The 12,779-nt window shown below is 44.0% G+C and carries 5 protein-coding genes and 1 pseudogene; all 6 read left to right on the forward strand.

The window, feature by feature from the left end; all coding sequences use genetic code 11:
• Positions 1-9: 9 nt before the first annotated feature.
• The 6 genes and pseudogenes from WJQ40_RS05470 to rpsA all read left to right on the forward strand — a co-directional run bounded on the left by WJQ40_RS05470 (position 10) and on the right by rpsA (position 12,674).
• Positions 10-8,994, forward strand: coding sequence for an amino acid adenylation domain-containing protein (locus tag WJQ40_RS05470; RefSeq protein WP_337538456.1), 8,985 nt, complete (start codon positions 10-12; stop codon positions 8,992-8,994).
• A gap of 24 nt (positions 8,995-9,018) precedes the next feature.
• On the forward strand, positions 9,019-9,318 hold the full coding sequence (locus WJQ40_RS05475) for an STAS domain-containing protein (RefSeq protein WP_337538459.1): 300 nt from the start codon (positions 9,019-9,021) through the stop codon (positions 9,316-9,318).
• Positions 9,319-9,465: 147 nt separating this feature from the next.
• Positions 9,466-9,855 (forward strand): annotated as a pseudogene (locus WJQ40_RS05480) (4'-phosphopantetheinyl transferase superfamily protein); the annotation flags it as partial.
• A gap of 180 nt (positions 9,856-10,035) precedes the next feature.
• Entirely contained in the window at positions 10,036-10,695 is a 660-nt protein-coding gene (gene cmk, locus WJQ40_RS05485) for a (d)CMP kinase (RefSeq protein ID WP_337538874.1), read from the forward strand.
• A gap of 13 nt (positions 10,696-10,708) precedes the next feature.
• Positions 10,709-11,557 carry a 4-hydroxy-3-methylbut-2-enyl diphosphate reductase gene (ispH, locus tag WJQ40_RS05490; protein ID WP_118796824.1) on the forward strand — a complete coding sequence of 283 codons (849 nt, stop codon included), beginning with the start codon at positions 10,709-10,711 and terminating at the stop codon, positions 11,555-11,557.
• The gene (rpsA, locus tag WJQ40_RS05495; protein WP_118796825.1) at positions 11,538-12,674 is read left to right on the forward strand and encodes a 30S ribosomal protein S1; all 1,137 of its coding nucleotides are present in this window, start codon (positions 11,538-11,540) and stop codon (positions 12,672-12,674) included. Before ispH ends, rpsA begins: the two co-directional genes overlap by 20 nt.
• Positions 12,675-12,779 lie beyond the last annotated feature (105 nt).

Below are 12,779 nucleotides of genomic sequence, written 5' to 3' on the forward strand. Positions count from 1 at the left end.
GGGGAAGAAATGTCTTCTATTAACGAGAAATCCGGTTTTGAATTTGTGTTTCAGCCTGTAACGAAGCTGTTCGAGGAACAGGTATGTCTGCACCCGGACAAATGTGCGGTCGCATCCAGTAAAGAACGCTTTACCTATGCCCAGCTGAATGAAAGAGCAAATAAAATCGCCCATTCTCTCATTGAAAAAGGGGTTCAACGAGAGACGATCGTTGGGGTAGTACTGGAGCGCTGCTGCGATTTTTATGCAGTACGACAGGGAATTCTGAAGTCCGGAGGTGCGTTTGCAGTAGCCTCCCCGGATTATCCGGATGACAGGATCCAGTTTATCTTTGAGGATGCCGGAGTGCCCTTTGTGATCACAACAAAGGAAATCGCAGAGGAACGTAAGGAGCTGTTTGAAAAGCTTCCCTGCATCGTGGTTCTGCTTGAAGAACTGCTGGCAAATCCGAATACAGCAAATCCGGATACAGAGATTGGCGAACATGATCTTTGTTATTGTATTTATACATCCGGGTCTACCGGAAAGCCTAAGGGGGTTATGATCGAGCATCTGAATCTTGCTAATTTCGTAAACCCTAATCCGAAAAATGCAGAAACCTACGGGTATGTGAGCAGGGGAAGTGTATCACTTTCTATGGCAGCGATGACATTTGATGTTTCTGTACTGGAAGAGTTTATTCCGCTGACAAACGGACTGACTGCAGTGATCGCAAGTGATGAAGAGATCCTGAATCCGGTCATGCTTGGTGATCTGATCGTAGAAAATAAGGTTGATATCATGACAACGACACCGACCTATCTGTCCAACATGATCGATCTGCCACAGCTTAAGGAAGCTGCTTCCCAGATCAGGGTATTCGACGTGGGAGCAGAAGCCTTTCCACCGGCTCTTTATGATAAAATACGTGCAGTAAATCCGGATGCATATATTATGAATGGCTATGGTCCTACAGAAACAACGATCAGCTGTACGATGAAGGTGATCACTGACAGCAAAAATATTACGATTGGTGAGCCAAACGGTAATGTTCAGGTATATGTGGTTGATAAGGATAATAAGATCCTTCCGGACGGAGAAACCGGCGAGCTGGTAGTTGCCGGTCTTGGAGTAGGCAGGGGGTATGTCAATCTGCCTGATAAAACAGCAGCCGTTTTCATTACGCTGAATGGTGAAAGAGCATATAAAACCGGAGATCTTGCAAGAATTACTCCGGAAGGTGAAATTGAATTCTTTGGAAGGATTGATAACCAGATCAAGCTTCGCGGATTACGGATTGAGCTTGGTGAGATTGAAGAGGTCATTAACAGCTTTGAGGGAATTATTACCAGTATTACGGTACCGGTCGATAATAAATATCTCTGCTGTTATTTTATGGCAGACCGTAAGATTGATGCCGATGAGCTTTCTACATATGCATCAGAATCACTGGCGCATTATATGGTACCGGATGTTTTCGTGCAGATGGAAAAGATGCCGGTAACAGCAAATGGCAAGATTGATAAAAGTGCGCTGCCAAAGCCTGTTTCACAGCCAAAGAACTTGAAAGAGCCGGAAACACCGATGCAGAAGAAGATTTTTGAGATCGTTTCCAGTGTAGTGGAAAATGATTTCTTTGGAATTGATACAAGCTTTTATAAAGCAGGATTGTCTTCCATCAGTGCTATGAAGCTCTGCGTTCTGATCTCCGATGAGTTTGGCATTACGGTAAAAACAAGCGATATCCATGAAAACAATACTGTTGAAAAACTGGAAAACTATGTCATGCTTGCACCCAAGATCAGAACCTATGAAAAGCGGGAAGTATATCCGCTTACCGGTTCCCAGAAGGGTATTTTTGCGGAGTGCAGCAAGAATCCAGAAAGCACCGTATATAACATCCCGTTCCTGTTTGAACTGGAAAGCTCCGTGGATGTACAGAAGCTGTCCAGAGCCGTAGAACAGATGGTAAAAGCACATTCCTATCTGCTTACTGAGGTATTCTTAAACGATAAGGGAGAGATGGTTCAGCGTCCTGGTGAGGAGAACTTCGTACCGGAAGTTATTGAGACAACGAATGAACAGTTTGAAGAGCTGAAGAAGGAACTGGTGCGTCCGTTTAAGCTGGAAAAGGGACGTTTATTCCGTGCGCAGATTTATGTTACCGAAGACAGGAAATATCTCTTTACTGATTTCCATCATATTATTGCAGACGGAAATTCCTATGATATCATTTTTGAGGATATCAACCGTGCTTATGTAGGAGAAAAGCTGGAAAAGGAGACATATACCGGATTTGATGCTGCCCTTGATGAAGAGCAGCAGATGCAGGAAGGAAAATATAAGAAAGCAGAGAAGTATTATGACAGTGTGTTCGGAGAGGTGGAAACCGAATCCCTTCCGCTTCCGGATGTAACCGGAAAGAACCCTGAAAAGGGATATCTGGAGAGAAAGCTTGCCGTTGCAGAAGACAAGATCCTTTCCTGCTGCGAGAAGCTTGGAGTGACACCGAATATTTTATTCACTGGTGTATTTGGTATTCTGATGTCCAGATATTCCAATGCAGACGACAGTCTCTTTTCCACGATTTATAACGGAAGAAATGATTCCAGACTGGAAAATACAGTCTGCATGCTGGTTAAGACGCTTCCGGTTTATTGCAGGTTTGAGCAGAAGACGACGATCCAGGCCTACATGACAGAGCTTTCCGGGCAGCTCCTGTCCTCCATGGCAAATGATATTTTCCCGTTTTCTGATATCTGTGCAAAATATGGATTCAATTCCGATCTTACCTTTGCTTATCAGGCAGAATTAAGTGACGATTACCCGATTGGTGATACCGTTGCAAGGGGACACGATCTTTCCCTTGATATGGCGAAAATGCCGCTGCTCATCCAGGTAAGAGAGTACAATAATGAATATGTGCTTACAGCGGAATTCCGCAGTGACATGTACAGTGATGCTTTTGTAGACGGTATGCTGGACGCCTATGAAGCAGCTATGGACTCTGTACTGAAAAACAAGTACGTTTCAGAGGTTTCCATTATCTCAGAGAATGCAGTTAAAAAGATTGCAGAATTTAATGATACTGCCTGTGAATATGACAGGACGAAAACTATTTCCAACAGATTTGCGGAAATGGTACAGACTATACCGGAGCATACGGCTGTTGTATTTAAGGACAAGAAGTTCACTTATAAGGAACTGGATGAGATCAGTGACAGGCTTGGAAAATATATTGCTTCTTTTGGAATTGGAGCAGAAGATGTCGTGTCTATTCTGATTCCCCGCTGCGAGTATATGGCCATTGCGCCTATGGGCGTTATCAAAGCCGGCGCAGCCTATCAGCCGCTCGATCCGTCTTATCCGAAGGACAGATTGATGTATATGCTGGAGGATTCTGCTGCCAAACTGCTGATCGCAGACAGAGAGCTTCTGCATCTGGTAGATGGTTATCAGGGACCTGTTTTATATACGGATGAAATCATGCAGCTTGAAGATGTGGATGCAGAACTGAAAAGGCCGCAGCTCCATGACCTGTTTATCTTACTCTATACCTCAGGCTCGACCGGTGTACCGAAGGGATGTATGCTGGAATATGGAAATATTACCGCATTCTGCCACTGGTACTGGAAATATTACAGTATTGATCCTGATTGTAAGATAGCTGCCTATGCGTCCTTTGGCTTTGATGCTTCCATGATGGATATTTACGGTGCACTTACGAATGGTGCGCAGTTACATATTATTCCGGAGGAGATCCGTCTGGATTTCATCGGACTGCAGAAATACTTTGAAGAAAATGGCATTACCCATTCCTTCATGACGACACAGGTCGGAAGACAGTTCGCACTGGAAATGGATTGTAAGAGTCTCCGTTATCTTTCCGTTGGTGGAGAGAAGCTGGTTCCCTGTGAGCCGCCCAAGGGTTACAGATTTGTCAATGTTTACGGGCCTACAGAAACGACTGTTCTTGTAACAGCATTTGAAGTGGATAAATACTACCCTAACATACCAATCGGCAAGGCACTGGACAATGTCAAGCTTTATATTACGGACAAGGCAGGTCATATGCTGCCCTATGGTGCCTGCGGAGAACTGATGATCTCAGGCTTCCAGGTTTCCAGAGGATATCTCAATAAGCCTGAGAAAACGGCTGAGGTTTATACAAAGAATATTTATGATGATACCGAAGGTTATGAGGTTCTGTATCATTCCGGAGATGTGGCAAGATACCTTCCGGATGGAAATATCCAGATCATCGGCAGAAAGGATTCCCAGGTCAAGATCAGAGGCTTCAGAATTGAACTTTCCGAAGTGGAAGAGGTCATCAGAAGATATCCTGGTATCAAGGATGCGACAGTTGTTGCATTTGATGATCCGAATGGCGGAAAATATATTGCAGCCTATGTGGTATCCGACAGTGAGGTGGATATTAATGGATTAAATGATTTCATTAAGGAAACCAAGCCTGCCTATATGGTGCCTGCAGTTACCATGCAGATCGATAAGATCCCGCTGAACCAGAATCAGAAGGTAAATAAAAAGGCACTTCCTGTACCTGAGAGAAAAATAGAAGAGATCATAGCACCGAAGAATGAGATCCAGCAGAAATTATTTGACTGTATCGCAGATGTCCTTGGCTATCAGGAATTTGGTATTACCACAGATATTTATGAGGCAGGACTGACTTCCATCAGTGCGATCAAGCTGAATATCCTGATCTCCAAAGCGTTTGATATTGTCATCAAGACATCGGACATCAAGAATCATCCGACGATCGAGATGTTGGAGGGCTTTGTCCAGACTGCAGGAAAAGAAACAAAGAGAGAAATACAGGAAAATTATCCGCTTACCAATACACAGGAGGGAATCTTTATTGAATGTACAGCCAATATGGGCTCTACCATTTATAATATTCCTTACCTTCTGAAGCTGGATAAAAAGGTAGACCTTGAGAAGCTTGCAGAGGCCATTGACAGTACGATAGAGGCACATCCTTATCTGAAGACCCGTCTCTTTATGGACGAAAACGGGGATGTCCTGCAGAAGCGTGATGACAGCTTAAGCTGCAAGACACAGATCATCAATGGAATGAACAGGGAAACGCTGGTCCGTCCGTATATGCTGTTTAATGATCAGCTTTTCCGGTTTGAAATTTACAGAACCTGTGACGGAAATTATCTGTTCCTTGATATTCATCATATTATCGCGGACGGTACGTCCCTTGGTATTATCCTGAATGATATCAACCGGGCTTACAGCGGAGAAAAGCTGGAGACAGAAAAGTATACCTCCTATGATCTCGCACTGGATAACCGCGATGCCCTGAAGAGTGATACCTATAAAAATGCAGAGAACTATTATAAATCGGTATTTGAAAATAAGGGTGGAAGCATAAGCTTCTATCCGGATAAGAACGGAGCAGTTCCGACTGCGGCGACTTATCACAGAGAGGTTACGGAGATTTCTGTGCAGCAGGTAAAGGATTTCTGCAAGAAGCATGGAATCACAGAAAATGTGTTCTTCATTTCTGTATTTGGCCTTACACTTGGTAAATATAATTTCAGAAGGGATGCGGTATTTACTACCATCTATCATGGAAGAAATGATTCCAGACTTTCTGAGACAGTTGGTATGCTGGTAAAGACACTTCCTGTTTACAGTGATTTTTCAGGAAACTTAAAGGATGGACTGCTTGCTGTACAGCAGCAGCTGATCGATTCCATGAACAACGATATTTATCCGTTCTCACAGATCAGCCATGAGTTCAACATCAAAGCAGATGCAATGGTGATCTATCAGGGAGATAATTTTGCGTTTGATACGATCGGCGGTGAATACGCACAGGAGGAGCCGGTCAGCTTAAATGCGGCAAAGGCACCGGTTTCCATCAGCATTTCCATCGAAAGGAATAAGTTTGTCTTTGAAATTGAATATCGTGGTGACATGTACTACGAAGAAACCATCAAATATCTTGCAGACAACCTGGAACTTGCTGCAGGTGGAATCCTGAAGGAACAGGAGCCGGAAGACATCAGGCTGATGTTTGAGGAAGAGACAGAGATGGAGGATGATCCGGAGCATACAGGCAAGACCTTTGTGGATCTGTTCCGGGAGGCAGCAGCAAAATATCCGGACAGACCGGCAGTAAGAGATGGCTCTGGCGAAATTACTTACCGTGAACTGGACAGAATGTCCGATTACGTTGCACAGAAGCTTACTGAAAATGGATTTGGCAGAGAAAAAGCGGCAGGCATTCTGTGTGGAAGAACCAAAGAATATGCAGTTGCCTATGTGGGTGTCATGAAGGCCGGCGGAGCCTATGTACCGCTGGATCCGGAGTATCCGCAGAGCAGAATTGAGTACATGCTGAAGGATTCAGGAGCAGAGAACCTGCTTGTAATGAATCAGTATCGGGATCTGGTCAGCTTCTATGAAGGAAATGTGATCAGTCTTGATGATGTCGCAGAAGAAGCAAAAGACTTTACCCTTTCTGCAGAGCTTACAGCGCCGAAGCCTGAGAATCTTGCTTACATGATTTATACATCAGGTTCTACCGGAAAGCCTAAGGGTGTTATGCTGGAGCACAGGAATCTGATGAACCTGATCGAATATGTCAGACTGACCAGAAAAACAACGCCGGATGATATTGTGGCTGAATTTGCAAGCTTCTGCTTTGATGCATCGGTAATCGACCTGTTTGCTCCGCTTACCGCAGGTGCATTACTGTATATCTTCCCGGAGGATATCCGCAAGGATGCCGTTGCAGTTACAAAATGTATACAGGATCAGAAGCTGACCAGTGTTACGTTCCCGACTCAGATGGGTGAACTGGTAGCAGAACTGCTTGAGGATGCCCCGCATCTTAAATTTGTTACCCTTGGCGGTGAGAAATTCAAGCATTACAGAAACCGTACTTACCAGATGATCAATGGCTACGGTCCCACAGAGGATACCGTATCTTCCACAGAGTTCTGGGTTGATAAACAGTATGACAACATACCAATCGGAAAATCCCAGAGGAATGTACGCAGCTACATTGTCAGTGAAGACTTAAAGAGACTTCCGGTAGGCGCATCCGGCGAGCTCTGTCATGCAGGACGCCAGATCGCAAGAGGATATCATAACCTTCCGGAGAAGACCGCATCAGTATTTGTGGAGAATCCGTATTCTGTATGTGAAGATGACAGACGTCTTTACAGAACCGGCGACATGGTAAGAATGAAGGGTGATGGAAATATCGAGTATATTGGCAGAATTGATTCCCAGGTTAAGATCAGGGGTTACCGTGTGGAGCTTGGTGAGATCGAAGGCGCTGTCCTGAAGCATGAACTGGTGAAAAATGCTGCTGTTACCGTGGTTGAGAAGGGTGGAAACAAGTATATCACTGCTTATTACACAGGAGAAGACATCCCGGATGAAGAACTGAAGACCTTCTTAGAGCCCCTGATCCCTGATTATATGATGCCGTCCTTCTTCGTCCATATTGATGAAATGCCTGTGACACCGGGTGGTAAGATCGACAAGAAGGCACTCCCGATGCCGGAAGTAACCGTAGACAGCACAAGCTATGTAGAGCCGGTTACTGCGGTTCAGAAAGTGCTCTGCGAGATCTTTGAAAAAGCACTGGGAATTGAAAAGGTGGGAATCGAGGATAACTTCTTTGAACTGGGAGGTTCCTCACTGACCGCATCCAAGGTTGCCGTGATGTGCCTTTCCAAGAATATTTCCATTGTATATGCGGATGTATTTAAATACCCTACAGTCCGTGAACTGGCAGCGATCGTAGATGATCAGGCATCCGATCAGAGTGCACAGAGCAATAATGAGTTTGCTGGCTACAATTATAATAAGATCCAGAGTGTTATCAGTGGAAACGTGGAAGAAAATGTGGACAGGATCACCAGGGAAAAGCTGGGAGATATTATGATCACAGGAGCGACCGGCTTCCTTGGAATCCATATCCTGAAGGCATACCTTGACAATTATGATGGTAAGGTTTACTGTCTGGTGCGTAAGGGTGCCTATGAGTCCATGGAAAAACGGATGATGCACATGCTGATGTATTATTTCGATAATCCATGTGAGGAGCTGTTCAAAGATCGTATTGTCTGTGTGGACGGTGATATTACTTCAAAGGAGCAGGTGGAAAGCTTTGCAGCCTATAAATTCCAGACGCTCATTAACTGTGCAGCCTGCGTAAAGCACTTTGCGGCCGGGGATGTGCTGGAAAAGATCAATGTACATGGTGTCGAAAATCTGATTGATTTCTGTAAGAACAATGGACGCAGACTGATCCAGATTTCCACAGTATCCGTTGCAGGGGAAGGCTCAGAGGGTATTCCGCCAAAGGACAGAGTCTTCTGTGAAAACGACCTGTATATCGGACAGAGTATTACCAATGAATATATCCGTACCAAGTTCCTGGCAGAAAGAGCGGTACTGGAAGCTGTTTCCGGCGGACTTGACGCAAAGATCATCCGTGTGGGTAATCTGATGAGCAGAAACTCTGACGGTGAATTCCAGATTAACTTTATTACAAACGGATTCCTGCGGAGCCTCAGAGGCTATAAGGCGGTTGGCAAATTCCCGATGGGCAGCATGCATGAAATCGCAGAGCTTTCTCCGATTGACTCGACTGCACTTGCTGTTCTGAAGCTGGTACAGACAGACAGAAGATTCACTGTATTTCATGCCTGCAACAGCCACCATATCTATATGGCGGATCTGATCTATGCAATGCGTAAATATGGCTTTAAGCTGGACATTGTTAAGGATGAGGAATTTGAGGAAGCAGTTAAGGAATTTGCAAAGAACGGCAATGATTCCGATGCCGTTTCCGGACTGATCGCCTATACCTCACACAATGAGAACGAGATTTACACGATGGAATACAGCAACCGGTTTACAGCACAGGCGCTTTACCGGCTGGAATATAAATGGCCTGTTACAGATGACCGATATCTGGAAAGTGCGATCGGAGCACTTGACAGACTTGCATTTTTTGACTAATAACTGAAAAAGGAGAGAATAAGAATGGAAATTACAAGCAGAACTGAAGGAAACAAGGTAACCATGGAGATCAGTGGCTGGCTGGATACACTGACAGCGCCAAAGCTAGAGGAGGAACTGTCCCATCTAGATGACAGTGTAACAAGTCTTGTGTTTGATTTTGCAAAGCTGGAATATATTTCTTCTGCAGGATTACGACAGGTGATCTCTGCATACAAAAAAATGGCAGGCAAAGATGGCTTTAAGATCATCCATGTTTCTGATGAAGTGCTTGATGTCTTCAGACTCACTGGATTTGACCAGAAGATCCAGATTGAGAAATAAAAAACACTCTCAGCCTGGAATCTTCAAAAAAGTAAAATGATGAAATTATACAGAATAAATATTAATATGCTTGATGATCCACTGGAGAACAAAAGGCTTCTTGAACTGGTAGGTACAGAGCGGAGGAAAAAGGTCATCCGGTATCGCATGCCGGATGACCGGAAGAGAAGCGTTGGAGCAGGTATTATTATAAATAAAATTCTGGATGAAAACGGACTTTCTGAAAGCTGTCTGAAGTACTCCGAAAATGGAAAACCTGTTGCAGACAATCTTTTTTTCAATGTATCCCATGCAGGAGATTATGTTGTTGGTGTGTCATCAGACTGTGAGGTCGGATGTGATATTGAAAAAATTGTGAATGCACCGCTTAAGATCGCAGAACAGTATTTTAATGAGGGAGAAGAACGGTACATAAAATCTGCGTGTGATCCGGATAAGGCCTTTTTTACACTTTGGACGCTGAAGGAAAGCTATATGAAAATGACAGGAAAGGGAATGAGCCTTTCTCTTGACTCTTTTGAAATTATCCGGACAGAAACTGGCTTTGTACTTGGAAAAGCACCGGAGAAGCGGTGCTTTTTCGGGACTATGGAATTTGATGGATACAGCTTTTCGGTCAGTAACGAAACAGATTTTGATTTAAAACAGCTGGAGTTTTATGATATAATGAGCGCAGTGGAAAACCAGGCGGCTGTAAAAACAGAAAGGAATCATAAGATGAGTTATCAGATTGCCATAGATGGACCGGCAGGTGCCGGTAAAAGTACCATAGCCAGGAGAGTGGCCAGAGAGAAGAATTTTATATATGTAGATACAGGTGCCATGTATCGTGCCATGGCGTATTATCTGCTTAAGGAGAAGGCGGATCCCTCCGATGAAAAAGAGATTTCTGAGAAATGTACCGGTGCACATATTACGATCCGGTATCAGGATGGGGAGCAGGTTGTTCTGCTAAATGGTGAAAATGTGAATCCCGTGCTCAGGACAGAAGAAGTGGGAAATATGGCTTCTGTTACCAGTAAAAATAAAAAGGTGAGGGAGAGACTGACCCAGCTTCAGAAGGAACTGGCAGAAAAGAACAGTGTTGTTATGGATGGCAGGGATATCGGAACCTGTGTCCTTCCTCAGGCAGATGTAAAGGTATATCTGACAGCCAGCGCAGCAGTCCGCGCAAAGCGCAGATTTGACGAACTGACTGCCAAAGGGGAAAGCTGTGATATTCAGAAGATAGAAGCGGATATCGTAAAAAGGGATGAGCAGGATATGACAAGAGAGATCGCACCGTTAAAGCAGGCAGAGGATGCAGTCCTTGTAGATTCTTCGGATATGAGTATTGATGAAGTGGTAGAAAAGATCCTTTCCCTGACAGAAGCATAAGGAAGGAAAGCAGATGGAAGTTATTTTAGCGAAGAGTGCCGGCTTCTGCTTCGGTGTAAAACGGGCTGTGGAAACAGTATATGAACAGACAGGAACAGAAAACAGGATTTATACTTATGGTCCTATTATCCATAATGAAGAAGTGGTGAAGGATCTTGAAAGTAAGGGTGTTACTGTACTGGAGGGAGAAGAGGATCTGAGAAAGCTTGATAAAGGAACTGTAGTGATCCGGTCCCACGGAGTACCGAGAGAAATCTGTGAAATGATAGAAAAAAAGGGACTGACCTGTGTGGATGCTACATGTCCCTTTGTAAAAAGGATCCACAGGATCGTTGAAAAAGAAAGCGGAGAGGGCAGGAGGATCATCATTATCGGAAATCCGGGACACCCGGAGGTAGAGGGGATCATGGGATGGTCACATACGCCTGCAGCTGTTATAGAATCAGCAGAGGAGGCAGAAAAATTCACCTGTTTACCGGGTGAGAAACTGTGCCTTGTATCCCAAACGACATTTAACTACAACAAATTTAAAGAATTAGTTGAAATTTTTCAAAAAAAAGGTTACAATATTACCATTGTTAATACTATCTGTAATGCAACGGAAGAACGACAAACTGAGGCACGTGAAATTGCGGACAAGGTCGATGCGATGATAGTAATAGGTGGGAAGCACAGCTCCAATACCAGAAAGCTCTATGAGATCTGCAGGGAGAGATGCAAGTCTACCTATCTTATACAGACACTGGATGATTTGCATTTGGAATTGCCTGAAACTGCTGCTCTGGTGGGTATTACTGCGGGGGCTTCCACCCCCAACAATATAATCGAGGAGGTTCAAAATTATGTCAGAATTAACTTTTGAACAAATGTTGGAAGAATCATTAAAAACAATACATACAGGAGAGGTAGTTGAAGGTACAGTCATCGATGTTAAGCCCGAAGAGATCATCCTTAATATCGGCTACAAGTCAGATGGTATATTGACAAGAAATGAATATACCAATGAACCCAATGTAGATCTGACTACTGTAGTTAAGCCTGGAGATACCATGGAGGTTAAAGTCCTGAAGGTAAACGATGGCGAGGGACAGGTTCTCTTAACCTATAAGAGACTGGCAGCTGACAGAGGAAATAAGCGTATCGAAGAAGCGTTCAATAATAAAGAAGTCCTTACTGCAAAGGTATCGCAGGTACTGGAAGGCGGATTAAGCGTTATTGTTGATGAAGTAAGAATATTTATTCCGGCAAGTCTTGTATCTGATACTTACGAGAAGGATCTTTCAAAGTATGCTGGACAGGAGATCCAGTTCGTGATCAGCGAGTACAATCCTAAGAGAAGAAGATATATCGGTGACCGCAGACAGCTCCTTACTGCTGAGAAGGCAGAGAAGCAGCAGCAGCTTCTTGAGAGCATTCATGTAGGAGATGTGGTTGAAGGCGTTGTTAAGAATGTAACTGACTTTGGTGCATTTATTGATATCGGTGGTGCAGATGGACTGCTTCATATTTCTGAGATGAGCTGGGGTCGAGTAGAGAACCCGAAGAAGGTATTCAAGGTTGGTGATAAGGTTAAGGTATTTATCAAAGATATCAATGGTACCAAGATTGCACTGAGCCTTAAGTTTGAAGATGCAAATCCCTGGAAGGATGCAGCAGAGAAATATGCAGTAGGCAATGTTGTAACAGGCAGGGTTGCCAGAATGACAGATTTTGGTGCATTTGTAGAGCTTGAACCCGGTGTGGATGCACTGCTTCATGTATCACAGATTTCCAAGGAGCACATTGAAAAACCTTCTGATGTTTTAAAGGTTGGTGACGAGGTTACTGCTAAGGTTGTTGATTTCAATGAGGCAGATAAGAAGATCAGCTTAAGCGTTAAGGCATTACTTGCACCGGAACCGGCTAAGGAAGCAGAAAAGGAAGATGAAGACGTTGTTTCTGTAGATATTGATGCAGTAATTGCAAACGAAGAGAATTAATTACCGGACAGGTATAATAAAGAATGGCATGCAGGAAGTACGTAGAAACGTACTTCCTGTTATTATTGAATGGAATTTTTCAAGATAAGAAAGATGGTGAAGGCT

The organism is Suilimivivens sp. (assembly GCF_037359455.1).
GTDB classification, from domain to species: Bacteria; Bacillota; Clostridia; order Lachnospirales; family Lachnospiraceae; genus Suilimivivens; species Suilimivivens aceti.

Coding starts and splice junctions, on each gene's coding strand:
- WJQ40_RS05470 (WP_337538456.1), top strand. CDS start 10: ATGTCTTCTATTAACGAGAAATCCGGTTTTGAATTTGTGTTTCAGCCT.
- WJQ40_RS05475 (WP_337538459.1), top strand. CDS start 9,019: ATGGAAATTACAAGCAGAACTGAAGGAAACAAGGTAACCATGGAGATC.
- cmk (WP_337538874.1), top strand. CDS start 10,036: ATGAGTTATCAGATTGCCATAGATGGACCGGCAGGTGCCGGTAAAAGT.
- ispH (WP_118796824.1), top strand. CDS start 10,709: ATGGAAGTTATTTTAGCGAAGAGTGCCGGCTTCTGCTTCGGTGTAAAA.
- rpsA (WP_118796825.1), top strand. CDS start 11,538: ATGTCAGAATTAACTTTTGAACAAATGTTGGAAGAATCATTAAAAACA.